General features: G+C 42.9%; 20 protein-coding genes and 1 pseudogene. 11 read left to right on the forward strand and 10 right to left on the reverse strand.

The annotated features are described in order from the left end of the window. The first annotated feature begins 5 nt into the window (after nt 1-5). From CWO08_RS06110 to CWO08_RS06120, 3 genes are all read left to right on the forward strand, one after another. Entirely contained in the window at nt 6-1,283 is a 1,278-nt protein-coding gene (locus CWO08_RS06110) for a cytosine deaminase (protein ID WP_108020104.1), read from the forward strand. 361 nt (nt 1,284-1,644) lie between these two features. Next, the gene (locus CWO08_RS06115; protein ID WP_004730009.1) at nt 1,645-1,857 is read left to right on the forward strand and encodes a cold-shock protein; all 213 of its coding nucleotides are present in this window, start codon (nt 1,645-1,647) and stop codon (nt 1,855-1,857) included. A 455-nt stretch (nt 1,858-2,312) separates the two neighbouring features. Next, on the forward strand, nt 2,313-3,329 hold the full coding sequence (locus tag CWO08_RS06120) for a GGDEF domain-containing protein (RefSeq protein ID WP_108020105.1): 1,017 nt from the start codon (nt 2,313-2,315) through the stop codon (nt 3,327-3,329). Nucleotides 3,330-3,456: 127 nt separating this feature from the next. On the opposite strand, the gene CWO08_RS06125 is transcribed toward CWO08_RS06120, so the two are convergent. Next, on the reverse strand, nt 3,457-4,053 hold the full coding sequence (locus tag CWO08_RS06125) for a malate synthase (protein ID WP_108020106.1): 597 nt from the start codon (nt 4,051-4,053) through the stop codon (nt 3,457-3,459). A gap of 169 nt (nt 4,054-4,222) precedes the next feature. On the opposite strand from CWO08_RS06125, the gene CWO08_RS06130 reads away from it, so the two are divergent. After that, nucleotides 4,223-5,752, forward strand: coding sequence for a DUF3612 domain-containing protein (locus CWO08_RS06130; RefSeq protein ID WP_080967367.1), 1,530 nt, complete (start codon nt 4,223-4,225; stop codon nt 5,750-5,752). A gap of 544 nt (nt 5,753-6,296) precedes the next feature. Here CWO08_RS06130 and CWO08_RS06135 read toward each other — a convergent pair. Continuing rightward, nucleotides 6,297-7,937, reverse strand: coding sequence for a DEAD/DEAH box helicase (locus CWO08_RS06135; protein WP_048659043.1), 1,641 nt, complete (start codon nt 7,935-7,937; stop codon nt 6,297-6,299). A gap of 163 nt (nt 7,938-8,100) precedes the next feature. Next, nucleotides 8,101-9,456, reverse strand: coding sequence for a diguanylate cyclase domain-containing protein (locus tag CWO08_RS06140; protein WP_108020107.1), 1,356 nt, complete (start codon nt 9,454-9,456; stop codon nt 8,101-8,103). 283 nt (nt 9,457-9,739) lie between these two features. Here CWO08_RS06140 and CWO08_RS06145 point away from each other — a divergent pair, with 283 nt between their 5' ends. Next, nucleotides 9,740-10,906 carry a DUF3541 domain-containing protein gene (locus tag CWO08_RS06145; RefSeq protein ID WP_108020108.1) on the forward strand — a complete coding sequence of 389 codons (1,167 nt, stop codon included), beginning with the start codon at nt 9,740-9,742 and terminating at the stop codon, nt 10,904-10,906. A gap of 113 nt (nt 10,907-11,019) precedes the next feature. Here the strand turns inward: CWO08_RS06145 and CWO08_RS06150 are convergent, their stop codons facing one another. The 4 genes from CWO08_RS06150 to CWO08_RS06165 form a co-directional block, all read right to left on the reverse strand. Beyond that, nucleotides 11,020-11,631 carry a class I SAM-dependent methyltransferase gene (locus CWO08_RS06150; protein ID WP_108020109.1) on the reverse strand — a complete coding sequence of 204 codons (612 nt, stop codon included), beginning with the start codon at nt 11,629-11,631 and terminating at the stop codon, nt 11,020-11,022. 45 nt (nt 11,632-11,676) lie between these two features. After that, nucleotides 11,677-11,946 carry a hypothetical protein gene (locus CWO08_RS06155; RefSeq protein WP_102432667.1) on the reverse strand — a complete coding sequence of 90 codons (270 nt, stop codon included), beginning with the start codon at nt 11,944-11,946 and terminating at the stop codon, nt 11,677-11,679. Between the two features lie 296 nt (nt 11,947-12,242). Continuing rightward, the gene (locus tag CWO08_RS06160; RefSeq protein ID WP_102432666.1) at nt 12,243-13,451 is read right to left on the reverse strand and encodes a NupC/NupG family nucleoside CNT transporter; all 1,209 of its coding nucleotides are present in this window, start codon (nt 13,449-13,451) and stop codon (nt 12,243-12,245) included. 445 nt (nt 13,452-13,896) lie between these two features. Further along, on the reverse strand, nt 13,897-14,517 hold the full coding sequence (locus CWO08_RS06165; RefSeq protein ID WP_017060596.1) for a hypothetical protein: 621 nt from the start codon (nt 14,515-14,517) through the stop codon (nt 13,897-13,899). A gap of 187 nt (nt 14,518-14,704) precedes the next feature. On the opposite strand from CWO08_RS06165, the pseudogene CWO08_RS06170 reads away from it, so the two are divergent. Further along, nucleotides 14,705-15,028, forward strand: a pseudogene (locus CWO08_RS06170) (PTS sugar transporter subunit IIA); the annotation flags it as partial. 146 nt (nt 15,029-15,174) lie between these two features. On the opposite strand, the gene CWO08_RS06175 reads toward CWO08_RS06170, so the two are convergent. Beyond that, complete coding sequence (locus CWO08_RS06175) at nt 15,175-16,440, reverse strand: HD-GYP domain-containing protein (RefSeq protein ID WP_108020110.1); 1,266 nt, start codon at nt 16,438-16,440, stop codon at nt 15,175-15,177. Between the two features lie 225 nt (nt 16,441-16,665). Here CWO08_RS06175 and CWO08_RS06180 point away from each other — a divergent pair, with 225 nt between their 5' ends. After that, nucleotides 16,666-17,196, forward strand: a complete 531-nt coding sequence (locus CWO08_RS06180; RefSeq protein WP_102432663.1) for a GNAT family N-acetyltransferase — start codon at nt 16,666-16,668, stop codon at nt 17,194-17,196. Nucleotides 17,197-17,330: 134 nt separating this feature from the next. Here CWO08_RS06180 and CWO08_RS06185 read toward each other — a convergent pair whose 3' ends face one another. After that, nucleotides 17,331-18,680 carry a HAMP domain-containing sensor histidine kinase gene (locus CWO08_RS06185; protein ID WP_102432662.1) on the reverse strand — a complete coding sequence of 450 codons (1,350 nt, stop codon included), beginning with the start codon at nt 18,678-18,680 and terminating at the stop codon, nt 17,331-17,333. Then, the gene (locus CWO08_RS06190; RefSeq protein ID WP_102432661.1) at nt 18,673-19,362 is read right to left on the reverse strand and encodes a response regulator transcription factor; all 690 of its coding nucleotides are present in this window, start codon (nt 19,360-19,362) and stop codon (nt 18,673-18,675) included. Before CWO08_RS06190 ends, CWO08_RS06185 begins: the two co-directional genes overlap by 8 nt. Nucleotides 19,363-19,909: 547 nt before the next feature. Here CWO08_RS06190 and CWO08_RS06195 point away from each other — a divergent pair. The 4 genes from CWO08_RS06195 (at nt 19,910) to CWO08_RS06210 (ending at nt 25,825) form a co-directional block, all read left to right on the forward strand. Then, nucleotides 19,910-20,467 carry a hypothetical protein gene (locus CWO08_RS06195; protein ID WP_102432660.1) on the forward strand — a complete coding sequence of 186 codons (558 nt, stop codon included), beginning with the start codon at nt 19,910-19,912 and terminating at the stop codon, nt 20,465-20,467. A gap of 41 nt (nt 20,468-20,508) precedes the next feature. Beyond that, the gene (locus CWO08_RS06200) at nt 20,509-22,503 is read left to right on the forward strand and encodes a bifunctional diguanylate cyclase/phosphodiesterase (RefSeq protein WP_108020111.1); all 1,995 of its coding nucleotides are present in this window, start codon (nt 20,509-20,511) and stop codon (nt 22,501-22,503) included. Between the two features lie 261 nt (nt 22,504-22,764). After that, a complete protein-coding gene (locus CWO08_RS06205; protein WP_102432658.1) occupies nt 22,765-23,244 on the forward strand; it encodes a type II secretion system protein in 480 nt (159 codons plus the stop codon). Between the two features lie 835 nt (nt 23,245-24,079). Further along, entirely contained in the window at nt 24,080-25,825 is a 1,746-nt protein-coding gene (locus tag CWO08_RS06210; RefSeq protein ID WP_102530211.1) for an EAL domain-containing protein, read from the forward strand. Nucleotides 25,826-26,042 lie beyond the last annotated feature (217 nt).

Genomic DNA, 26,042 nt, shown 5'->3' on the forward strand with positions numbered 1-26,042 from the left:
ACACTATGACAACCTTATTAATCAAGAACGCGAAACTTCAAGACCAAGAGGGCTTGAAACAGATTCTGATTGAAAATGGTCAATTTTCTCGCATTCTCGATAATGGCGCACAAATCAATCATCAAGGTGACATCCTTGATGCTGAAGGTGGCATTGCAGTTACACCGTTCTGTGAACCGCACATTCACCTAGATACCACTCAAACCGCTGGTGAGCCTAACTGGAATATCTCTGGCACTTTGTTTGAAGGAATTGAGCGTTGGGCTGAGCGTAAAGAACTGCTATCAATTGAAGACGTAAAATCGCGTGCGAAGCAAACACTGAAATGGCAGATCGCTAACGGTGTTCAACACGTGCGTACTCACGTGGATGTATCTGATCCAACGTTAGTTGCGTTAAGAGCGATGGTTGAAGTTCGTGAAGAGATGAAAGAGTGGGTCGACATTCAGATCGTCGCATTCCCTCAAGAAGGCATTCTTTCATACCCGAACGGCAAAGAGTTGCTTGAAGAAGCAGTGAAGATCGGCGCTGACGTTATCGGTGCTATCCCACACTTTGAGTTCACCCGTGAATACGGTGTTGAATCTCTGCATTACGTGTTCGAACTTGCACGCAAGTACGACTGCCTAATCGACGTTCACTGTGATGAAATCGACGACGAACAGTCTCGTTTTGTTGAAACACTGGCAGCCCTTGCTCATAAATTTGAGATGGGTGAAAAGGTAACAGCAAGCCACACGACTGCGATGGGTTCTTACAACGGTGCTTACGCTTCTCGCTTGTTCCGTCTATTGAAGATGTCTGGTATCAACTTCGTAGCAAACCCGTTAGTGAACATTCACTTACAAGGCCGTTTTGACGATTACCCGAAACGTCGTGGCGTGACTCGTGTGAAAGAGATGCTAGCAGCAAACATCAACGTTTGTTTTGGCCACGATGATGTGTTTGACCCGTGGTACCCACTGGGTACAGCGAACATGCTTCAAGTTCTGCACATGGGACTGCACGTAACACAGGTTATGGGCTACGACCAAATCAACAACTCGCTTGATCTGATCAGCAAAAACTCTGCTCGCACATTGAACATCCAAGACAACTTCGGTATCGAAGAAGGTAAGACAGGTAGCCTACTGATTCTTCCTGCTGACAATGGCTTTGATGCAGTGCGTCGCCAAGTACCCGTGCAGTATTCAGTGCGCCACGGTAAGGTGATTGCAGAGACTCAGCCAGCGAAAACAAAAATTAACTTAGATCAGACTGAAGATATCAACTTCAAGCGTTAATATCGTCTATACTAATCATGAAAAGGAAGCTTAGGCTTCCTTTTCATTTTGTCACAGCGTGTAATTTTATAAAACTATCAGCTGTTCTAGGTGATTTTTGTTAACAAGCACAACATGACAAAAAAACTCGCTGATTTCTCAATCAATGAGTGTACAACCGGAAAGACTGTGTTAACATGCACTCGCTCTGTTAGCCGGAGTTATTTAAGTTAGATGAATAGTAAAAAATGACATGTAAAATCGTTACCCGTTTTTGTAAGTAGTTTTTCCTTATTTCTTAGCAATATTAAATAATTCAATTATCAGCGCATTGCAGTAATGCAATCAACAATTTAGAAAATTTATGAATAAGGGACAAATTATGTCTAACACAAATACTGGCACTGTAAAATGGTTTAACGAAGAGAAAGGTTTCGGTTTCATTTCTCAAGACAACGGCGGTGCTGACGTATTCGTACACTTCCGTGCAATCGCTTCTGAAGGCTTCAAAACTCTGAAAGAAGGCCAAAAGGTTTCTTTCGAAGTTGAAAACGGTCAAAAAGGCCTACAAGCAGCAAACGTTGTTGCTCAATAATTAGCTTTTAGCTAAAAAGAATTTTAAAGCGCTGATTTTTATCGGCGCTTTTTTGTATCTGCTTATAAATATTTCCACCTCCCTTCTGTATACAAAGCTTCACTCGTTTCACTCTTATCAGCGCAAGTCCTCTAAATCAAAGTTCTCCCAATTCAAGCTCTACCGTCAATTTACTTCGCTACATAACAAACCACTTTAAGGTCACTGAGTCCACCTTTTGCCAAAGGCTTTGATAAAAAATTCAGCCTATGTTCCATGGTGAATAACAAAAAATATGATTAAAGAACAATCTATTAGATTCCATTTATCAATGCGCAATCGATATTCATAATAAAAATGAGTTATTTATCCAATCCTCATCCATTAATCATATAATTTTTAAAGCAAAGACCTGCGAAATCCGCTAACCTTGTCGACAAGTGGCTTGAGTTAGTTTGGTATCTGCAGTAACAATAATGAAAAAAGACGAATTCCAGAAATCCACCGCTAATCTAAAAAAAGCGGTACCTCTTATGATGAAGAATAGGGTGTCCACCACACCTGCAAATTACGCACTTTGGTACACCTATGTCGATAATGCTATCCCGCAGCTAACTAAAGATATGGATGGTGTTTTAGAACACTACGGCATTTGCCCTCCAGCTGTTGGTGAACAGCTTTACAACAATTATGTTGCGAGTAAATCCGAAACCAATATCAACGACCTTCGCGCTAATTTGGAGTTGTTAGTTTCCGAAGTTTCTAACTCGATGAACGACACACTGACCGACACCTCTGCTTTTTCGGAAATGATAGATAAAAGCTTCGAAGATTTAGCTCGTGTTGATAATGAAAGTTTATCGATCGACGAAGTCATGTCTTTGGTTCGTCAGCTAGTTTCTGAGTCTCGTCATATTCGTCACTCTACTCAGTTTCTAAATTCTCAACTGAACTCTGCTACATCAGAAATTACCAAGCTTAAAACCCAGTTGGTGGAAGTTCAGAAAGATGCGCTCTTTGACAGTACAACGACACTCTATAACCGTCGCTCTTTTGACCGTGATATAGAAACCTTGTGTGAAGCGAAACAATCTCTATGTTTGATCCTTCTTGATATCGATCACTTTAAAAACTTCAACGACACTTATGGCCACTTGTTTGGCGATATGGTTCTTAAAGGGATTGCTCGCAAGCTGAAGCTAAGTTGTCGAGAAGGTATTTCTGCCTATCGATTTGGCGGTGAAGAGTTCGCACTCATTGTACCTAATAAGTCTTTACGTATTGCTCGCCAACTCGCGGATACTAATAGACGCTCTCTAGAGAAGCTGTCGATTAAAGACCGTCGCAGTGGTGAACAAGTCGGTAGTATCACCGCATCGTTTGGTGTCGCTGAACTTGAACCCGGAGAGTCAGCGCAATTGCTGATCGAAAGAGCCGATAAGCTGCTTTACGAAGCAAAATCACTGGGGCGTAACCGAGTAATGCCTTTGTAAGACACACCATCACTGCTCGTATCGACATATTAGTCGGCTCGTATTGAAACTAGAAAGCCCCAAAGACATTATCTTCGGGGCTTTTTCTTTAGCTGTATAAATTGATTTAGCTACCTAGGGTTCACCGTTAGATCTGGAAGCAGTAATTCAGGCAGTAATCTTCACCACTCTTTGCTCTGAACTCTTTATCTTCGCTGCATGCCTTTGGTTTGCCCTTTGCATCACCTTGAATCAAACTGATCCAGTGGCGCATCGCTGCAATGGTCTCTTCTCGCATTGTGGTTGTTACTTCCATTGGTGATTGACCAAACGTGGTGCATGACTCCAACTGAATATCATCGATTTCTACCAGTTCAATACAACCTGTCCCTTTATGGCAACCAAACATCACCTCTAGGTGGCTTCCACTACCATCTCTGAACAAGATAGAGTCTGGGTCATTCTTCTCACCCATGTACGCTACAAACTGTTTAGGATGCTTTAGACCGCTGTGCTGACCATCTTTAAAGTAAGCCATGATATGACGGTAATCTACTACATAGCTGGTTACGTCTTGATGTGAGCCATTCTCTAGTGGGAATAGTCGATCAAGCAGCTGCTTTGCTTTCACTTGCTTTTCAGTTTGCTGGTTTGCACTGATTGTCTCCACGGCAAAGACAGCTTCAGCGATAAATGGCTTTGATTGTTTTTGGATTTCTGTTTTATCGAATGTAAGCATATTCATAGTCTTTCCCTCTTGACCAGTCCGGTGATAACCACCGATTTCTACAGCAAAAATGTGTCCTAGAGCAATTATTCCAAACTAACGTTTAATTTATTTGTCATTTTGTGAATTGCTTAGTTTGTAGATTAGCGCTTTTTTACATACAATTTCACAACAAAAATTTTACAATGTGAATTTTACAAATATGGCCTTGTCAAAAAGTTTAGTTCGTCAGTCACACTTCCTAGGTACTAAAATACGTAACCTAAGAAAACGTAACCATTTAACGATGGAAGATCTGTCTGCGCGTTGTATTAGAATCAACCCAGAATACGCACCTTCCGTTTCTTACCTTTCAATGATTGAACGCGGAAAGCGGGTTCCAAGCATCGATATGCTGGAAGTGATTGCGCAGGTCTTTCAGAAGAACCCAACCTGGTTCCTCGACGATGAATCTGAACAACAAGCCATTGCCCCTGATAAAGGGAATCGTGGTGGGATAAGTGGCATGGCACTCGAGCCTAGCTTTCTTTTCTCCAACGACATCCTGCAAATTGCGATTCCTGAGATGCTGTCACAAACGGGGATTTCAGGCCGTCAGTTTGCACACCTCTTGATTAGGGCACACCAAGAGAGCAACCAGAACCACTTCCCTGACCTTGAACGCGCTGCAGAGGAAGTTGGCCTAAAACGTCTCAACCTCAGCGTAGAAGACCTTATAGACATCGCTAGAACCCTTGGAATCAACATCCGTTGGGTAACGCGAACGCCGCAAGACGTAGTTGATGAGCTCGGTATTAATGCCAAGCAACTGGTTACATCATTCTTTGAGCCTCCGGGTACAATCTTCTTAAACGAGATTCTTAAAGAATACCCAACTCGCCTGAAATACGACCTCTCGGTTTATATTGGCCATTGCATTTTGCATAGCAAAGAAGGATTAAAGAGTGTGTTGTCGGTCGGTAACAACAATACATGGGATGACAATCAAGTCTCAGGCTCTTCCCAGCTCAACTCTCAAGACATTCTTCAAGCATGGCGTGACTTTGAATCCAGCTTCTTTGCTGGCGCTCTGTTATGCCCGAAAGTCCCGTTCAGACAGCTGCTCGACCGTACTGGTTACGAAATCGACGTTCACCAAAGAGCAGGGGTTTCCCCCTCTGTTGCGATGCGTCGAATGACGGTAGTATCGCCCTACCCTCACTGGCACTATTTTGATGCTTATGGGCCGGGGAAACTCAAGGCGGTGTACCGCGGGAACGGGATTCCATTGCCTTGGGGAAATATGAGAACAGTCGCTGACCCATGTCAACATTGGGCTGTGTTCCGTCGATTATCTGAACCCCGAGCGGGTAGCTCTGCTCAAATCTCCATTTTAAATGTGGGTGATGAGCCAAGAATCTACTGTTGTGAATCCATCAATATGACGGATCCTGCGGGTAACAATCGCGTTTTGTGTGCTGGTATAGATCTCAATCCAGCGATTGATGCTCAAGGTGGTAATTCGAGAGAAATAGCAGAGCAACTTAAGGCGTCATGCGTCAACAATGGCGGCTCTGTAGCAATACCGCGTAACATCAAGAAAGATCTCACGACAATAGCCAAGATTCTAAATATAAATTGGATTGAACGTGGGATAGAGACAGAGGCGAGGCTTATCTGCTCCAGAGGTGGAGAATGCCCACGCCAACCAAGCTGTTATTCTAAGTGTGGTGGGTAAAAAGTAATAACAAAAATAGAACCTAAAATTCAGGCAAAAAAAAACCAATCACAAAAGGGTGATTGGTCATATATTTTGTGTGAACAATAAAGGTTCACTAACAACGTCAGTTGGCTAGGTGACCCTCGGCTTAAGAAGGGTCACCGTTACTAATGCAGCATGCGTGCCAACTTTTAAAATACGTATTTACTACGCATCTGGACACGTATTAGCCTTAAATTCTTGTTTGTTTTGCAAACTGGAATTGCAAATTGCAAGAATCCACAAAAATGCTAGTGATTATGTTGTTATTAATAAATTATTAAAGATTCATTACCCTTCCCAAAATTGCCGTATTTCCCATAGGTTCAATCACTTTAAACAACGATTAACCTCTCCTAGGTTATTCAACATAAACGGTTACTAAACATAAACAACGCCCATAAAAAAACGCGAACATTGAAATTCAATATTCGCGCTTATTTGAGTTAGATAGTCACTAATTAACGAGAACTCTCCTAAAAAGCATTCTCGTCATTGGACCTCTATAGTCTATCTAGAGACTCTATTTCTGAGGAGCTGGCTTAGAGCGGCTTCTCGATGGTGAAGGTTTGTTGCCCGCCGGCTTATTTGACGACTTGCTTGGACCATAGCTACCGCCGTAGCCGGACTTCTTAGGCTTGCCTGCAGGTTTACCCGCGTTGTTTGACTTACCAGTACCGTTAGATTTACCCGCACCGCTTGGTTTGCTCAGCGTGTTCTGAGAACCCGCGTTATTTGCAGCAGGTTTATTGCCCGCATTGCCGCGTTTAAAGTTACTGCCATTGTTTCTTACTGATTTATCTTCACCAGTCGCGGTTGAATTGTTTTCAGTTGGCTTCTTTCCAGACGTTGGCTTACGCTTTGGCGCAGACCCTGTACCCGGTACGTGACGCTTATTCTTACCTGCTGGCTTGTGACCACGAGCGTTGTCACCAGAACGTTGACCGTCTGCGTGTTCACGTGGTTGTTTCGCTTTCTTCGGCTTCTTAGGCTTGATTGGACGTGTATCCAAACGAGACTCAGGCAGCTTGTTTACTGGCGAGAAGCCTTCAAGCTCACGACGCTCTAGCACTTGTTGAATAAGACGTTCAATACCGAACAGCTCACCCACTTCATCAGCACAAACCAATGAAATCGCTTTGCCTACTTCACCAGCACGGCCAGTACGACCAATACGGTGTACATAGTCTTCTGATACATGTGGAAGATCGAAGTTAACCACTTGAGGCAGTTGTGGGATATCGATACCACGTGCTGCGATGTCTGTCGCTACAAGTACTCGAACCTTACCCGTTTTGAAATTCTCTAGGGCTTTGGTACGTGCGCCTTGGCTCTTATTACCGTGAATAGGCGCCGCTGTGATGTCTTGCTCTTCAAGGAAACGAGCAAGCTTATTTGCACCGTGTTTTGTTTTACTGAACACCAGCACTTGTCGCCAATCATTATCTTTGATCAGCTTCGCTAGCATTGCGCTCTTTTTCTTTTTATCTACTGGGTAGATGCTTTGCTCAACGGTTTTAGCCGTAGAGTTTGCAGGACTTACCGAGATCTCTACTGGGTTATTCACCAAGCCTTTTGCCAAGCTACGGATATCGTCAGAGAAGGTTGCAGAGAACAATAGGTTCTGACGCTTCTTAGGTAAGAAAGCCAAGATCTTACGGATGTCACGGATGAAACCCATGTCTAGCATGCGGTCCGCTTCATCTAACACTAGGATTTCTAGTTGGTCAAAACGCACGGCATTTTGGTTATATAGGTCAAGTAGACGACCCGGCGTCGCCACCAACACATCACTACCTTTACGCAGTTTTTGCATCTGAGGGTTAATCTTCACACCACCAAACACAACTGTAGAAGTAAGTGGTAAGTTAATACCGTACTTCACTACGCTGCCATTTACTTGCGCAGCAAGCTCACGAGTTGGCGTTAACACGAGCGCACGAACTTGGTTCTGACGTACGCGAGAGCCTTTTGATAACATTTCAAGAATAGGTAGCGTGAAGCCTGCAGTTTTACCTGTACCTGTTTGAGCAGCGGCCATAACATCTTTGCCCGTTAGGACAGCTGGTACGGCTTTCTCTTGTATTGGTGATGGCTTATCGTAACCTTGTGCTTCAATAGCTTTAAGGATAGGTTCAGAAAGGCCAAGGGAGGTAAAACTCATAGATTATTTTCTCAGTTGAATAACATTTAGTATGAGCAACGCGTTAAAAAGTGCGTTGCTTCAGCTTTTGCTCGCTAAATACATTGATATGGAGCAAAGCGCGGTATTCTGAGGCTTTTCCCCACATTCAGCAACTAAATTCTAATCGCAGCTCAAATTCAACCTAGATAACTTGTCGCTTCTGTTCGTACATTTTTTCATCCGCCGCTTTCAAGAGCGCATCGACATCATTGTAGTTGTTATTATGAATAACCCAACCAACACTAATTCGAAGATAAATAGAGTGCGCCTCGTAAACAACTGGTGCCGCGCATATCGTCTTTCGTAGTTTAGTGACGATCGAAGATACGTGTTGATCATCGATTATGCGTGGCAATAAAACTAAGAACTCATCACCGCCTATCCTTGCGACGATATCTGAAACTCGTAGTTCACTCCTAATTCGGTTTGCACACTCGATCAATACCTGATCGCCAGCTGCATGACCATAAGTGTCATTGATCGCTTTAAACCCATCGAGGTCGATATTTACAACGGCAAACGTTCTCGCTCGCTGTTTTTGAGTAGTTTTAAAGGCCTGCTTGAGGCTATACATAAAGTATCGACGATTCGGTAACATCGTTAGCTCATCATGCATTGAGCGGCTATCTGCAATGCGGTACAGACGATAGATAGTAAAGAAGGCAAACGCCAGCACTAACATTATTGAGTAGCCCACCAGCCTTACCGCTTGGATTCGGTACCAAGGCTCATCCATCAATACATGTTCGTTTCCGGAGAGAGCAAGATACCAACCACCGTATGGGAAGCTTACCTGTTCGGTGGCAAACGCATTATCGAACACATTCTGAGTGCCATAAAAGATAGCGCCATCTTTACCTGAACTGTTTGCGCCGCGAATCGCGAGTTGGTACTTGTTCTCGATCTTCCCGATTCCGACATCTTCAAACAGTTCATCTAAACCAATAGCAGCACTGGATACACCCCAGTAATCTTGATTGAAAGGCGGGTCTCGAAAGATCGGGGTGCGCGTAATGAGGGCTTGCCCACCTTGAAACAATTCAAAAGGACCAGCAATAAAGGTGTTGCCAAGGTTACGGGCTATCTCAACGGACTCCCATTGGTCTGGATAATCACGATAATTAATACCGAGAATCTGCTCATTGCCTTCCATAGGGTAAACGAAGTTTAGAATGTCGTCTTTGGCGAGCCCAATAAGTCGAATATGGAAACCATCTTTAATAATATTTTCAGCAATCTTATCCCAATTTTTTACCTCACCATCAGGATTGATGGTCACTAAGGTAGAGAAATTATTGAGGATATACATATCTGACACGATCGCGGCTTCGATTCGAGAACGAATGATGGATAATCGTTTTTTTCCCTCAGAATACGATTCATTCTTAAGAAAAGTTAATTGCTTGGCGTGAAAGAACTCAATCGCGCCTACTATCGCAAGGAAAAAAAGAAAAGATACTACTTTGGCAGACCACTGCTTGCTAGAACCACTTGGCATTTACGAACCTCTAACACTATTGTTCTATATACTGCCTTATAACGGCTCATTTCTGGCTTATAGGTCCAGTATGCCGCTAAGTCATTAAAAATCCATACTAACGTCGACTATGTATCAAATATTGTGCCATTCATCACTTCAGGCTTGTGAGGTAAACTCATTGTTTAATCAAAAAGGGTTAGTGAACCTTATAAAGCTTACATTGTATTGACTCAAGGCTTACATTAAAGGATTCATCAATGTTATTTTACATAGACTAACAATCAGCTTGGTACCTCACAACATGAAGCTAAAAACTCTCACACTGTGCACATTGCTATCTGCCTCAGTTGCGGTTGCCGTTCACGCACAAGATACGCTCAACATACAAGAGAATAAGCAAGCAACAAGCGTACCGAATGGTCAATCCCAAGCCGATTCGCTCAATTCTCAAGAACAATCTTTCAAGCAATCTGCTGACCTCATTCGCACCACCTACGAAAGCCAGCTTTACACTCTGCCTGCATTCAAAGAAGGCCACTACGGGCTGCGCATGTATCGCCAGACATTAGATGATAAGTATTCGGCTGCAGTGTGGAGTGACATGGCGCGAGTGGCAAGCAAGCTCAGCACCCTGTCGAATGACGTTCAAACCATGGAACAAATCGTACTCTACTCAGAAAAACGCGTTGCATCTTATGTTGGCGATAACGATGAGCGCAGTGTTCGACGCTACAACATCACCAAGCACATGCCTGAATACCTGTACCTTGGCGTTGACCTTCTTGGCTCTATGGCGCGCGCCAATGAGTACGGTTTAGAGCACAAAAACGATGCCAAGCTGCGTGAAATCATTCGTCGCTATGACTTCTCACGATACGTGACCAATCAAGACATGGTGAAAGCATGGGCGGCTCAATTAGCGAATCAGGTTTACTGGCTGCGCCAGCTGGGTGAACAGGATGTCGTTGATGAGTTCGTCGCTACCTTCAAGAAAGCATATCCAGACGACAAAGACAAAAAGCTTTCGAGCCAGCAATTTGGCAACAAGATCTATGGTATGACACACATGATCTTTGGCGATTCCGAATACTATCAGCATCGAGTAAGCGAACAAGATCATCAATGGATCTACGATTACTTCAGAGAAAATATCGATACGATTCTGCTTCGAGCGAAAGAGGATGTGATTGCCGAGGTTGGATTAACCTTCTTATTGGCAGGTTTAGAAGATGATCCAGTAGTAGAGAAAACTCGACTCGCGATTCAAGCCTCAATCGATGAGAAACAGGGCATGATCCCTTCAATTACTGGCGATTTTGACCTGGAGTATGGTGAGCACCGCAACGTGTTAGCCATCATGCTACTCGATTGGCAGCAAGTAAATGAAGCGCCGACTTATGAAGGCAACCCTAAGGTGTTTACTAACGTCCCTTACGGACTCGTTAAAAACCAACCGCTGAAGAACTAGCAACATACCTAGCCGAGGTTGGTCTTAGAACCCAAAAAGCCGCATACCTTTCGAGGCCTGCGGCTTTTTTAATTCTTACCATACCATCATTTCGCTCTGGCTTAAGTTTGAGTTCAGAGGCAGACTTTGTTCATCACTATAGTAAAATCCCCTTCTGCGTAACCTTCTATTAAAGAGACATCCTCACAAAGTGATTTACAGAAGCGATATACGCCCTGAGGGTGATAACTCATCAAGGTATTACGTGAAGGATATTGGCTTGAGTTGAGAAGATTAAAAATCACCGTCTGATTCGCCAATTCATACATGCGAGTAATCATGTTTGTCAGGTAGTCGGAATCACGAGAGGTATAATTCAGTGAACCACTAGCGATAACAATGTCGTGGGCCTCAAGGTTCATTTTGCTCATATCACCAGACAAAAACCGACAACGATCTTCTGTGTAGTTTTGCTTCGCCTTCTTTAGAAAGCCTGCGTGTTGGTCAACACCGGTGTAAGATTGAATGCGGTAGATGCAGTCGAGCAATTCAAACAACTCGCCATAACCACAGCCCAAATCTAAAACGCTCTTCTTATCAAAGTCAACCGCACGAGCGATCACTTCAAAGCGACACAATTGGCTCTCTTCGCTAGTCCAACCTAAAGCTTTAGCCTTGTCGCCATTCGAGCGGTTAGTCTGTTTCCGATGATAGCGATACACCTTCCAACGATCGAGCCATTGCATTCAAATCTGCCACCCTTCAATGAACATCAGCACACCTTAATGAGATTAAGCTTTAGAACTTGAAGAAAAGAGTCCACCGATTTTATAACCAATCGCATAACAAACCACGGCAATAGTCACAAACACCAATGCTGAGAAGAAGTATGCCACCGATGCCGCTACGCCTGTGCCCCACACGACGCTGAACACCAAACCGAGATAAGCCTCTTGCGGCCACTGAGAAATAGGAAACTGAGTACCACCAGCAATAAGATAAACCATCGCAAACAAGCCGATAAAGGCGGTGATAAGACCAATGAGAACGCGCATGTTCATGGGAAGACCTTTGAATAATTGGACTTGGTTGCTTTTGTTCTGGTCAAAACCGAATGTTCTCAGCTGAAACCGAACGTTATTAATCGCAACCTAATGATATTCAAGTATATCGGATAAAACAGGCTTGCTCTATTACTCTTCCGAGTGAGCGTAAAACGATATAGAAGTAATAAGATAAGTCGTTAAGTCCGAATGAACTTAACGAGCAGGCATAAAAAACGGACACCCTTCTTACATAAACTTCGTAAGTAAGGTGCCCGCTTTTAGTGAATCTAGCTGTTTTTGCTAAACCTAGCTTAAAGAAGGATGAAGATACCCGCTAAACATGCACTCATTAGGTTTGCTAGCGTACCAGCAGCTACAGCTTTCAAACCTAGGTTAGCAACTTCAGCGCGACGCTCTGGCGCCATGACACCGATTGAACCTAACTGAATCGCGATAGAACCAATGTTAGCAAAGCCACACAGAGCAAAAGTCACGATTACTTGGCTGTGTTCAGATAGCAGAGCTTTGTTCTCAACGAAGTCAATGAAAGCAACAAATTCGTTCATAACGATCTTCTGACCGATGTAAGAACCCGCCATCAACACTTCATCACTTGGGATACCGATTAGCCATGCAAGAGGCGAGAACAGGTAACCGAAGATAGCTTGCAGTGTAATACCCGCAAAACCGAACGTTTCACCTAGGCTTTCTAGGCCAGTGTTGACCATCGCAATCACACTCACGAAGGCAATCAACATAGTACCAACCGCTACCGCAACCTTCATACCGTTCATCGCGCCACTTGCCAATGCATCAATCACGTTGCTTTGGTCAGCTTTATCGAGCTCGATGTGGTCGTAGTCACTCGGTGTGCTGCGCTCAGGAACAATGATCTTCGCCATTAACAGGCTACCCGGAGCCGCCATAAAGCTTGCTGCGATAAGGTATTTAAGCTCAACGCCAAGGCCCGCATAACCACCAAGTACACTACCCGCTACCGACGCCATACCGCCTGCCATTACAGCAAACAGTTCCGAACGAGTCATAGACTTTAAAAAAGGACGAATAAGAAGAGGAGACTCACCCTGAGAAAGGAAGATATTACCTGTAGCAACTAGAGATTCAGCTTTACTTGTACCCAGCAGTTTTTGCACCGCTCCGCCCAAGATTTGAATCACTTTTTGCATGACGCCTAAGTAATAAAGCGCAGAAATCAAAGCACTGAAGAAGATAATGATTGGAAGTACGCGAACCGCGAAAATGAAGCCTTCAGTAGCAAGGTCACCGAAAAGGAAGGCAATACCAGCGTCTGCGAAACCAAGCAGGCTAGAAACACCATTACTTAGGCTTGTTAGCGCCAATTGTCCCCATGGGAAATACAAAACCAAGGCCGCAAAGCCGATTTGAAGTAATAGAGCACGAGAGACCGTTTTCCAGTTAATCGAAGAACGACTTTCAGATAGCAGGTACGCGCAAGCAATCAGTGCAAGAACACCGACAAAACCAAATAGAATATTCATAATGTGTCCTAGTAATCCTTAAAGAGTGAACATGAGCCAAGCAAATGACATCAAAGGAACAGGACAAAGAACCGCAAGCAAAACGCTACGCGATGAAGGAGCTAACAGGGTTAGCGAATGTAACAACGAGTTGTTCATGTAAAAAATCACCTTATACAAGCAGTGGAACGTAGCTGGTCCGGTCCGTGGGGTCATTCACATATCCATGTGACGGCTTGTATTGGCTAAGCACCGGCTTAAAACCGGAAAAGAAGTATAAACAGTTAAGTGAGACTTTCATCACATTTTTTGACGCAAACGATCGCGCGGTCATAAAGCGTACAAATCGAACTACTTCTCGCAATAATTAATTTTTCCAGCAAGAAATAATGCAAAAAAAACCATCATTAAAACAAAAAGCCACAGAGTGTGGCTTTTTCAAAATATGAGATCAAAGTGGGAATAACTAGTTTAGCAGGGCACTTTTCACTTCAGCATCTCGGAATATCTCTTCAAAACGCTGTTTGTAGATCAGTTGCATCTCATTGATGATTGCACCACCATCAGGTACATCATTCTCGCCTTGGAAATTTTTGCTGAGTAGCTTATTACCAGCTTCATCATAGATAATCACATTAACGTTGTACCAAGAGTTATCCGTAAATGCGTGGAAGTCATACTTCCACTCATTCAAGACAAACATCATCGATTTGTTGTCGAATGCTTTCATCTGCTCAGCAACCTTGGTGATATCCTCTTCAGGCGTCGTCTCAACCGACTCAACAGCTACTTGCTGTTTTTTCAAGCCTGCGACCAATCTGTCAGTCAAAAATTGAGACATTGGCTGCTGTGTCGCCGTGTTGTAGGTATAAGGAATACCTAACGAACTGCGAATAATTCCCTCAAATTTTGGCTCTTTATCATGATCGAGAACGTATGGTCTCTTATCGATTACAGCGACGGTCAACGCTTTTTCCTGTGGAACTTCATTGAGTTGAGGCGCACTTTGTTCTGCTGTTAATACCGTTGCACAACCAGAAAGCCCTAACGATACTGCAGCGAGCAGTAAACTGACGAGTTTTTTCATAGATTTACCTATCTTATTGTTTTGAATAGGCTGTTCTAACAAAAATCGACTTAATGAGTAAATATTCATCAAATCAATATTTTACATAATTGTTATTTATATAAATTCGCTCACACATCGGGTTAAATTTATTGAGTCATCAGCCAATAACAGGGGCTTGTAACGGAACGTTATGAAATGAACAGATTATGTTCAAGCTATCAAGCAAAAGCACAAGGACATCGGCGCGTACTATGTTCTAGCACCAAAAATTGTGATGCCTCATGCTCGTCCTGAAGATGGTGTGAACGAAGCATCACTGCAAGTGACAGTATTCAAGAAGGGTGTTGATTTAGAGTCGGAAGACAACGGTGACGTTTATCTTTCAATTACTCTGGCGGCAATGGACTCAGACAGCCACATCCACACGATTATGGCGCTATCAGAGTTGTTCCAAAATGATGATGACATTGATGCCATTATCGCAGCGGAAACTGAGCAAGCGATCATCGAGATCTTAAAGCGCTACTAATCTCGCTCTAACGATCCTGATATTGATCTGATAAGCCCCCCATTAAAAAAGCGATAGCCTCGGCTATCGCTTTTCTGTTTTTGGTATTAAGTCATTTTTCATCGAGCGTGATTTAGGAAGTCACGCATCTAAAAGACTCACTGGCGCTAAAACGCGTACATTCTTTTATCTGTCGATAATTCAAAACAGTATTGCGCATGTTTTTTAAGACAATCAAACACTTCTCTATCCAGCTTAAAGTTATCAACGTGGTCCGTCAAAATAGCCATCGTCTGTTCTAGCGTCATGCCTGCGCGATAAGGGCGAGATTGAGTTAATGCCTGGAACACATCCACCACAGCAACAATTCTACTCGGTTGATCCAACTCTTCAGCCGTTTTGCCCATAGGGTAGCCCGAACCATCTAACCTTTCATGGTGATTAGATGCCCACTGACAAACCTGAGGTGAACTGAACAACTCCTGCAATGCAAATCGAGTATCCGTAGCATGGCGCTTAATACAGCAATACTCTTCTTCAGTAAGTAAATCCGGCTTATGCAGAATATCGTTAGGGGTTTGCAGTTTACCGATATCATGAACCAAACCTGCTAAATAGAGTTTGCGCTGAGTGGTGTAGGAATAACCCAGTTGTTTGGCGAGGTATTCTGAAAGCTGCCCAACTTTCAAAGAGTGCTTAAAGGTAAACGAGCTCTTGGTATCCACAACATTGGCAATAAATTCGGCAAAGGCCACCGTCTCGTCCAGCGACATTTGTTGAGAGAAGAATGGCACAGGTTCAAAGTTATCCCTCATGTTTTCAATGTAAGGGATCTCCATCGAGAACCAAAAATCATCCAAATCAACCAACTCACACATGTGTTGCACAAGGTTGGTTTCGAACATCTCATCCGCTTGTTCTGTTAAACATTCAATGATGCTCGCTTTGCCATCGGGTGTGAGATTTCCATAACGATCTGAAGAGGTAATGCCATACAAGTAGTCAACCCTATCGGCAAGCATCACGATAGCAGCTAGCTCTTTTTCTAACTCACTGATATGAATAGTCTTTAAGTCAGTCCAAGGGGTATGATGATAAAGCACCGGCTTAGCGAATATAGAAAGAACCGGGCACTCTTTTAGAATTTGGTACCCCTTTTGACAATGGTGGTAACTCGAGTCAGGAATGAACCCTGAAACCAAACTACGCTGCTCGTCAATTTGCGATACTCCGCAGTCGTGAATTAACCCCAATGAGAACGCAAGTTGTGCTTGCTCTTCTTCCCACCCCACACTCAGAGCACACCGATACGCGATGTAACCCACCCTCTGTCCATGATTTTTGCTTTCGAAACCGACGTTATCAAGCGCCTTAGCAATACCGAATAGAGCCTTCCTTAGGTCTACGGTCACGTCCTGGCAATGTTGATTCATTATTTAAGCCTAGCATTTTTATAGTTTTTATATATTTAGGCCGCCAATACTAATGCATAGCTAATGATTATATACACAACTATTGTAAGGTTTAATGAGTTTCGTGATAGATCTAACGTATCACGAAAACTCCGTGCTACAAGTGGTTGCATATTAAAAATCATGCGACATTATATCCTGCCGACTAAGATCCAGTAAATCAGCAGCCCTAAGAAAAGGAAAGACATGTTTAAAACAGTTATTGATGACGAACTATCCATCGCATTGGTTGAAGAGAGCTTCGCTTCTCACTACGCGGAAATCTCACAAAGCCAGAATGAGTACCTGAGCCAATGGCTCGTGTGGCCGCCACATTGTAAAACCGAGCAAGACTTTAGGATCTTCATCCAACGCTCGCTGCACGATTATGCAGAGGGCCAAAGCATGACCTGTGCGATTGTATATAAAGATAATATCGTCGGTAACTGTAGCTTCAACACCATTGACCACAATAAGCAGAAAGTCACGATAGGCTATTGGCTGTCTGAAACGTATCAAGGAAAGGGGATTGTTACCCGCGTGGTCGCAAAGCTGATTGATATTGCTTTCAATGAGTTAGATATGGAAAAGGTCGAGATATCAGCCGCAACGGGCAACCAAAGCAGTCGCAAGGTTTGTGAACGCTTACATTTCACCTTAGAAGGCATCATCACGCGCAATGAGAACTTAAATGGTCGCATCGTTGACCATGCTATTTACGGCCTTCACCGTTGTTAGCATTACGTCCCAAGCGCTCACCTCTTGGTAAATGAGCATACTAAAAAGCCACGGTATTCGACCGTGGCTTTGTTGTCTCCGAAACTAGACCTAGAACCGAGACCTAGAGCTTAGGGAACTCTCAAAGCGCCCAGTTATAAGGTCTTAGGAATCACAATACTGAACTTTGCTCCACCATGGCTACTGTCATCAATTTTGATGTCCCAAGAGAGCTTTTTAGCGGCCGATAGAGCAATCGCAAGACCCAACCCCAATCCTCCCGTTGCCGATGTACGACTTGAATCTAAACGAGAAAAAGGAAGAAACACTTCATCGCGTCGCTCTGCTGGGATTCCAGAACCATTATCTTCAATCACCACCAGCCAGTTTTCTGAGTTCTCATCCAGTGTCATCCACACTTTGTCTTGTGTGTAGTTGCCTGCGTTCTTAAGAATGTTATCAAACACCAAGCGCGCCATCGAGCAGTCACATTTTATCGTGCTTTCTTGCTGAACTTTAGAATCGAAGGTCACGTTATCCAACTGAGAATAGCGAATCCTATCTAGACAATACTCAAGCAGGCTAGCTCTCACTTTTACCAGTTCAAAGAAGGAGTTATCCATAACGTTCAGTTTCGACAGCATGATAATTTCGGATGTAAGGTCGTTGATATCCTCAATGTAAGTATCAATGTCATCGAAAAGAACTTGATGATTATCTGGTGCTCCCCTTCTTAGGATATCGGTTGCCAATTGAATACGACTCAACGGCGTACGCACTTCATGTGGGATAGCTTGAGCGAAGATATGACTTTGTTTTACTTTGCTTTCAATCTCTTCAGCCATGAAGTTAAAGCTGCTCGCCAAATCAGACACAGGGTGAATTTCGTCCAATTCAGAGCGAGTACTGAGCTTTCCTTTACCAAACTGTTTCTGCTTCTCGACTAACTGCTCTATTCTTTCTTGAAAACGCCTCACAGGTAAGTAAACACTTGCTCCAATCGCCACAATCACAGCCAGTAACAGCCCTAACAAAAAGTGACGTTCTGAATCCTCATACCATTCAATGTCTGGCGAGAAGAAATCTCCTACCTCACTGAATGCAAAGCTAAATCGAGAATTAGGCAACTGAAAAACGGCTGAATAGAGATTGTTGTCACTCAGATAAATCGGCACGCCATTCAATGTGGTGTATAACTCACATCGTTGGCAAGGCGCTTCGCCCGACCAATTTTCCAACAGGCGTAAATTGAAGATATAAAATTGTTGGTAGCCTATTCTATCGAGTTCTTTATAGAGTGAGTTTTCTTGATTGTGTTGGCGAGTGTACTGCTCAGCAAAGTAGATACCGTCGTTGAGGAAGGTTTCAATCTCGGTTCTTCGCATGTGCCCTTCACCAAGGTTCCAAAACAAAAATATCGTTGCCGACATTCCCGTCACAATCCCAAGGTACAAACGAGCAAACATTGAAACCGAGCGAAGTTTCGCAGTAATGAACTTACGCAACCAGCATGTACCCCTTGTTGCGAACCGTGCGGATCAGCTGTTTGTCTTTCGCATGAATGCGCAGCTTGCGGCGTAAACCAGAAACGCGCATGTCAATCGAACGATCGTTAAACGCGTAATCGATCCCTCGAAATAGCTGACAGCACTGATCTCGCGTCACTACCTGACAGATATTATTCACAAGGAGGTTTAAGATTTCAAACTCAGCAGAGGTAAGCTTGAGGTTTTGTCCATACAAGGTGGCACTTTGAGCCGCACTGTTGATGACAATATCGCACTGCTTCTCAGCCGCAGTTTCTGGCGCTTTTGCAGCAGGCGCAGCTCTACGCAATAACGCTTCAATTCGGGCTAATAAAGCATGGCCACGAATCGGCTTGGCAACATAATCATCCGCACCAAACTTGAATAAGCTGACCTCACTCATTTCATCGGCAGAAGCTGTTAGCACTAAGATCATGCCATTGTAAAACTCACGAGCCTGACGGCAGATCTGTGCGCCGCTCATGCCTGGGAGCATCAAGTCCAACAGCACTAAATCAGGTTCAATACTTCGGATCGCTTCAAGTGCCAAATTCCCTTCATGAACAACGCTAACACTGTAGCCTTCAGCTTCGAGGTAAAGCGTAGTTAAACGAGCAATCTCTTGGTCATCTTCAACAATGAGCACTTTGGTTTTTGACATTCCTATCACCAGTATTTATTAAAAGCGAGGGCAGTATATATACTGGTCATATATCATCAATATTGTTATTAGAGCCTTAACTTTACCGTACGCAAAACATAGTAATCACTTTTGTACATGCACGTTTACAAAATACGGAATTTAGCAACCACTGAGCCTTTCTTTACAAAGGCTGTAGCATAAAGGCTATAGCAGATGAGGGAAGAGTTGACGTGTTTTATGCGCTTATCGCTCACTTACATTTGCTTTATTTTCTTACGCGCACTTACATTTAAGGCGTTTACAAATTCCGATCAAATCAACTATCCGCACACTCAGCTCATATCAGTGAATAACACTATAAAATAACAACGAATCAGTCTAATAAACCTATAGCTCGAGTCTTAAATTAAAAGAAATCGATTACTTATTTAATAAGCCAGTGTTTTCCATTATTGAGCACGCGACAGATCCTGTTAAGCGATAAGTTCCTAACGTAATATTCACTCAACTAATGAATTAACTCATTATTAGACAATTACCACTTGGACACTGGGCCCTCTTTAAGATGAATAAATCGCTTTCACTGTTACTTACAACCACTGCTTTAGTTTCAACACCGCTTATTGCTGACACCAATAAACATGACACAGTGAACAAGATTCAAGAACAAGTCAGTGCTTGGATAGACATTCAGGTGACACCACAAAACAGCATTATTCAGAAGATGGTTTTTAACTGTGAATTCTACAGCGCAACGCCTTCAATCAAGTCGCCAGAAGGCAACGAGAGCAGCAGTGGTTCATACCTATTTTACTCGCACAACGGTGTATTGGGTACGGTGACAGAACCTTACACAACCCAACCATTGCCAGAGTTAACCATGTGCCTTAAGGAAAACTTCGTGGTCACTAACCAAGATGAAGCTCAGCTGTTGTTCGAAGCCATCGAAACCGTCTATCCAAATTATTCGATATTCGATAAGGACTTCCCTAAAGAGATCACAAAGCAACCAAATGGATGGCAGTTGATTGATGGTGAGATATTTGATGACAAAAAAGGCTATGTCATAGAGACCACGCCGCTAGGTAAAGTGACGAAAATCATCCGCTCACTGAACCTGTAAAAGTTGAAATTAAAAATAAAGACAAACAGCCTACTGACGGCATGAGTTCAGTGGGCTTCGTTCAACCCAAATATCCGTGTGCCGAGTTCAATATGATGACAAGTTATCAGCCTTTCGAGTATCTCCAGTGTCCTATTTGGATATATGACATTGATAATAAGAGAATAACTTGGGCAAACAGCAGTGCCCTACCTCTCTGGGAGTCTGAATCTCTGTTTGAGCTGACGTCACGTGATTTCAGCGTCGAGATGTCTAAGGCAATAGAAGCAACGCTCGAAGAATACCAAAGGCAATTTCTACGCAACGAAAGCATCAAGACATGGTGGAACTTCACTCCCAACTACATTTCGAAGCGTGCATTGTGTCTGTTTTCTGGGATCCCACTACCAGACGGCCGAACCGGCATGTTGGTACAAGTCGTCGCGGAAGAAGGTAGTCTAAAGCACGATCTCGCTTGCTCGGATGGTTCAAACCTCTCTCTTCTATTTGATAGATCGGGAGCGGTAGTGAGTGCTAACTCTGCATTTTCCCAGAACTATGGCATGCCGTTTTCCATCCTCTCCGACTTTGTTTCAAGTGAAGAAATTGCAGCCCACTGGTTGTTCTCGGCACGTAAAGGGCGAGAAATTTTAGAAGAAGTCAGCTGCCATATTGGTGATAAGGCCCACCACTTTGATGTGCAAGGAAAATGGCTATTTGATAAGAGTGAACTGCTGTTAAATCTGACTTGTACCACCAAACAGAAAGAGAAGCTGATCAAGGCCAGATACAATGCAGAGCACGACTGTTTAACCGAACTATACAATCGCCGTGGAATCACTAACCTCTTAGAAACCAGTATTGCCTATCGCTCTCCCTTTGAGCTAATCTTCGTTGATCTTGATGGCTTCAAACTGGTCAATGACACCTACGGACACAGTGTGGGTGACCAACTACTCAAACAAGTAGGTGAACGTCTCAAGCAGCTCGTTGACGAAACCTGCATGATTGGTCGATTCGGTGGTGACGAATTCATAGTGATCGCCCACACCTGCCGAAATCAAAACATCCCGCTGCTTTGCACCCGAATTATTGATGCCTTGAACCGAAGCTTCCACATAACCGGCATTGGCACTCTCTCTATCGGTTGTAGCATTGGTACTGCACATTTCCCTGATAACGCCATGGATCAGGAGTCATTGCTTAAACAAGCGGGGATGGCGATGCACATTGCTAAAGCCAATGGTCGAAACCGATTCCAAACCTTCACTCCAGACTTGGCACAAACGCTTCACCGAAAAGTAGAAATTCGCCATCGATTGACTCAAGCCCTAGAAAACGAAGACCTCAATCTGCATTATCAACCGATCATGAATACCAACAGTAACAAGGTTAAGGGCTTTGAAGCGCTACTTCGATGGTCAGACAAAGAGCTAGGTAACATTGGCCCTGATGAATTCATCACCTTGGCGGAAGATACTGGGCAGATAGTGCCACTCGGAAAGTGGGTTCTCAATTCAGCACTTAAACAGCTATCAATATGGCATCGGGAGTTTGATGGCGAGCTAATGATGAGCATCAACATCTCGAGTATTCAGATGCACGCAACCTTTGCCGAGCAGCTATTAGCAATGCTGAACTTCTACAATATCCAACCTCAAAACATCGCACTTGAGATCACTGAGTCTTCGATGATTTTCAAACACGGTGAAGTAAGACAAGCATTAAGCGACATCTCCAAATTAGGCGTTGAACTCCACCTTGATGATTTTGGCACTGGCTACTCTTCCCTCTCTATGCTGCACGACTTACCGATTAGCACCGTAAAGCTTGATAAAAGCTTTGTTCACGGCTCACACAAAGGAAGCAAAGCGATTGTCCAAGCGACCCACGCAATTTGCGACAAGTTGGGGCTCAAAGTGGTGGCTGAAGGCGTCGAGACCGAAACACAAAAAGACTTTTTAATCGACTGTGGATACCAATACCTTCAAGGGTATTTGTTTAGCAAACCAATCCCGTCAAACGAAGTCGAAAGCCAATTTTTATTCGTTCGATAAGTCGGTTAATAAAGTTACCTTTATCAACAAGTTAGAACTTTGAATGATTAATAAACAAGGTAACAGCACCAATGTGAACGCTTACGTATGCTTACATAGCGCTCAACAGTAAGGAATGAAGATTAAACTGTTGTTTATATAGAGAATTCCTTATAAATCAACCCAATAAAACACCAAACCATTATACCTACTAACTGTAATGACTTTGGTATTTAGATTACTCTCATTCCGTCCCTTTAGCAGAGCAAATCATCGGTAAACATGAACAGACAAAACGGCTTCACTCTCTTAGAACTGATCATCTCTGTATTAATCTTAGCGATCGTTTCGGCTACAGCTATGGTCAAGTTCTTAGACGTTCAAGGTAATGCTCGCGCGAGCAAAATACACGATGTGGCTGGCAACCTTCGCACGGGTATCGACATGATTTATGCGAAGTCTGCGATTGCTGGTGTGGAGGGAGAATGTGACTACATTGAAAAAACCGAGATTGAGACCTACTACGTCTGCCACGGCTATCCAATCGCCTATGTTGACTCACTAAGAAGACTGCTCAATATCGACGCAACAGAGCTTCATGTAATCAACAAAGAAGTAGACTCTGGCAGCAATGCAGAAAGAGTTGCCGCTATCTCTTTTGATACGGAGAGTTACACCTATTCACCTGTCGGCGATTTTTGCCAGGTACTCTATCAACCGGAAAAAGAACCGCAAATCGTCGTTCTTGACGGTGCATGTTAAATACTCAACGATTGCACGCTTTCTATAGTTAACACAAATCCACCACAGCAGATCTTTGAATATCATGTGGTTACGCTAACATTTGCTCAAAAATAATACTAATTGATCTAACTTGTTGCTGCTTACACTTTTAGGCAGTGCTCATGTTATAACACCAACCTCATTCATATCTTATTTTCATCACTAGCCGATGAATATTTACATGCACACACATTTGATACATATGTCAATAATAATCCCATTAAAATCCTTTAATCAACACCTTATGATAAACGTCACCCTTTCCCTATTTTAAATATCCCATCTTAAATTTTCACTATTTAAAATTCGTAATAGAATAAATTAAAATCAATTATTAAACAAATATAATTAATTCTATCATTGAATACTTTAATTAAATCACCAAAACAATAAGCCGTTTAAATTATATTAATATCACATAAACTGACATAATTTAATTTTATCCTGAAAAATTCTGATAAATCTGACACATCGATAAGCTGAATGAATACCACCAGAAGCTACATTGGAAACCTCTAAATCCAGTCGCTAAACCTGCCGCATAGAAGCTGTGAAATGGATAAATACCAAAACAAATGGATAAATCCCCTTTACCCCTTGTAAATCATTGGCTTTCATTTATAAATTCAACTTTTGGGTGAACATCTCCATAACCTTTCATTCAAGCCCAAATTCTGCGATTAGTATCAACATCTTAAGAGAAAATGGTGACATTTTGGTTATATTATTTAGATCGAACTCTTGTGTTGAATGACAATCCCACCATCACATATCCATCACGCCAATATAATAACTATCGCTTAGGAGTTGAGCTATGCACTGTTCTTTCAATATAAATAACAATAATGAGAGCTTGCAACTGATATATAATAAAGAAAAAATATATATAAAAAGAGACAGTAATAAGATATCAGAGGAAACTCTTAATAGTAAAGAGAGTTTTGTTTTCAAATATCTTATTGAACACTCATCAATATCAAACCCTCAATCTGCACGAGATGTTGAAGAATCTTTTAAATTACACTTTGACGAAGAGTTTAGCTTATACGCGTTAAAAAACATTATTGCTTCTATAAGAAAGAAATATCGAAGCTTATGCAAAAAAGCGAAGGTTGATAATAATAGTGAACTTATCTCTAACCTTTATAAGGTAGGTTACTTTATCGACCTCGATAAAAGCTCAACCAACCGTATCGCACCAAAGTACGACATCAACCAATTCAAGCCCAGCCAGGTCGAGATGTTGAAACTGATGTTCAACACCTATCATCGAGAGCTGATCAAGGCTCTGATAACCGTGTTCACCATCTCTTCTTTTTTCCTGTTCGTTGTCTACTTTTTCCAAATCCTTTATACAACGAAGATTGCGAATGAATACAGTGAAAACACCAAACATATTGCAGCAGAGGTCATGGACTACGGTTGTGATAGCCAAGGTGCAGTGCACTCGCTAAGGCACTCGCTCAACCTTGATTCTGTCGTCATGGCAACACCTCATGGCTCATGCTATATCTCTAAAACACGTTCAAAAATGATAGAGCTCGATCAAGCAGACGACTTCTACGATAGTGCTGACTTTGCCTATTCACGCTTCATAGATACCGAACACGACATAGAGATGGTTGCTCGAATATCTAAACGCTCTATCGAAGCTCGATACAAGAACTCACTATTGCCTCTATTAGTCGATTCTATCTCCATCCAGAAGAATGGTTACTACATCTTAAATCTTGGCGAAGAGAGTAAAGTTATTTATCAAACATCCCTGCCAACTGGCGCAACCATCACCTTCTTCAGTGACGATATTGTTGCGTTGTGGATTGCGCTTTCTCTGATAACCGCCACGCTGCTTTATCGCTCTTATATTCTGGGCTTTGTGATCTATCTGTGTCGTTGGCAACACATCTCCTTTGAAGAAGAGCCCATCATCAACACTGAAGACAACAGCGTTTTATATTACGAATTGCTATCTCGTGTACGTAACGTCGGCGTTTTAAGCTTCATCAACACGATGAGACGCACCAACCTACTGACATTTCATACGATTTTACTTATCGAAACGGTCAGAAACGCCAAGTTGAACAACAGCCATGAGGTTTACGGTGTCAACGTCTGCCCAAGTGCTTTAGTCGGGAATAACTTTTCAAAGCTCAAAGTGCATTTGGATGCGATGGAAGCGAATGAATTTGTGGTTGAGATAACTGAATACTCAAACATTGGATATGGATGTGAAGTGATAGACAACATCAAGGCGATCAAAAAGCTAGGGATCACCATCGCATTGGATGACTTTGGTACGGGCAATAACAACATCGAAATCATCAATGTCATCTCTCCTACCTATCTAAAACTGGATCGCTGTTTTGTTAAGGATATCGAGTCAGGAGAGCACCATCAAGGCGTGTTGCTTAATATATCGGAGATTGGACGCCTATCAAATATCACAATGATTTATGAAGGTGTCGAGACGCGCAGGCAGCAATATATCCTGTGTCAGTTGGGCTACAACCTGCATCAAGGTTACCTATATAGCCGGCCTAATGAGTCAAAGGAACAATAGCCCCACCCTAATAAGAATCTTGATGAGCAACTATTCCCTATTCAAATAATAATCGCTCATACAGCTGCTTGAGAGCCCACAAGGATGTAGGCTTCAAGTACCCTCTCCGCCAAACATGCTTTATCCAACCATAAAAGTTAACATTCAGCTAATTTATAGAAAAAGCTTGTCTATCTTGGGAATTAGGTTAGTGTTATACACATGTATATCACCATGC

Source organism: Vibrio sp. 10N.286.48.B8 (assembly GCF_003050085.1).
In the GTDB taxonomy this organism is placed as follows: domain Bacteria; phylum Pseudomonadota; class Gammaproteobacteria; order Enterobacterales; family Vibrionaceae; genus Vibrio; species Vibrio crassostreae.

What these genes read in the sequence shown, in the direction of transcription:
- CWO08_RS06110 (WP_108020104.1), top strand. Translation starts at nt 6, where the DNA reads ATGACAACCTTATTAATCAAGAACGCGAAACTTCAAGACCAAGAGGGC.
- CWO08_RS06115 (WP_004730009.1), top strand. Translation starts at nt 1,645, where the DNA reads ATGTCTAACACAAATACTGGCACTGTAAAATGGTTTAACGAAGAGAAA.
- CWO08_RS06120 (WP_108020105.1), top strand. Translation starts at nt 2,313, where the DNA reads ATGAAAAAAGACGAATTCCAGAAATCCACCGCTAATCTAAAAAAAGCG.
- CWO08_RS06125 (WP_108020106.1), bottom strand. Translation starts at nt 4,053, where the DNA reads ATGAATATGCTTACATTCGATAAAACAGAAATCCAAAAACAATCAAAG.
- CWO08_RS06135 (WP_048659043.1), bottom strand. Translation starts at nt 7,937, where the DNA reads ATGAGTTTTACCTCCCTTGGCCTTTCTGAACCTATCCTTAAAGCTATT.
- CWO08_RS06140 (WP_108020107.1), bottom strand. Translation starts at nt 9,456, where the DNA reads ATGCCAAGTGGTTCTAGCAAGCAGTGGTCTGCCAAAGTAGTATCTTTT.
- CWO08_RS06145 (WP_108020108.1), top strand. Translation starts at nt 9,740, where the DNA reads ATGAAGCTAAAAACTCTCACACTGTGCACATTGCTATCTGCCTCAGTT.
- CWO08_RS06150 (WP_108020109.1), bottom strand. Translation starts at nt 11,631, where the DNA reads ATGCAATGGCTCGATCGTTGGAAGGTGTATCGCTATCATCGGAAACAG.
- CWO08_RS06155 (WP_102432667.1), bottom strand. Translation starts at nt 11,946, where the DNA reads ATGAACATGCGCGTTCTCATTGGTCTTATCACCGCCTTTATCGGCTTG.
- CWO08_RS06160 (WP_102432666.1), bottom strand. Translation starts at nt 13,451, where the DNA reads ATGAATATTCTATTTGGTTTTGTCGGTGTTCTTGCACTGATTGCTTGC.
- CWO08_RS06165 (WP_017060596.1), bottom strand. Translation starts at nt 14,517, where the DNA reads ATGAAAAAACTCGTCAGTTTACTGCTCGCTGCAGTATCGTTAGGGCTT.
- CWO08_RS06175 (WP_108020110.1), bottom strand. Translation starts at nt 16,440, where the DNA reads ATGAATCAACATTGCCAGGACGTGACCGTAGACCTAAGGAAGGCTCTA.
- CWO08_RS06180 (WP_102432663.1), top strand. Translation starts at nt 16,666, where the DNA reads ATGTTTAAAACAGTTATTGATGACGAACTATCCATCGCATTGGTTGAA.
- CWO08_RS06190 (WP_102432661.1), bottom strand. Translation starts at nt 19,362, where the DNA reads ATGTCAAAAACCAAAGTGCTCATTGTTGAAGATGACCAAGAGATTGCT.
- CWO08_RS06195 (WP_102432660.1), top strand. Translation starts at nt 19,910, where the DNA reads ATGAATAAATCGCTTTCACTGTTACTTACAACCACTGCTTTAGTTTCA.
- CWO08_RS06200 (WP_108020111.1), top strand. Translation starts at nt 20,509, where the DNA reads ATGAGTTCAGTGGGCTTCGTTCAACCCAAATATCCGTGTGCCGAGTTC.
- CWO08_RS06205 (WP_102432658.1), top strand. Translation starts at nt 22,765, where the DNA reads ATGAACAGACAAAACGGCTTCACTCTCTTAGAACTGATCATCTCTGTA.
- CWO08_RS06210 (WP_102530211.1), top strand. Translation starts at nt 24,080, where the DNA reads ATGCACTGTTCTTTCAATATAAATAACAATAATGAGAGCTTGCAACTG.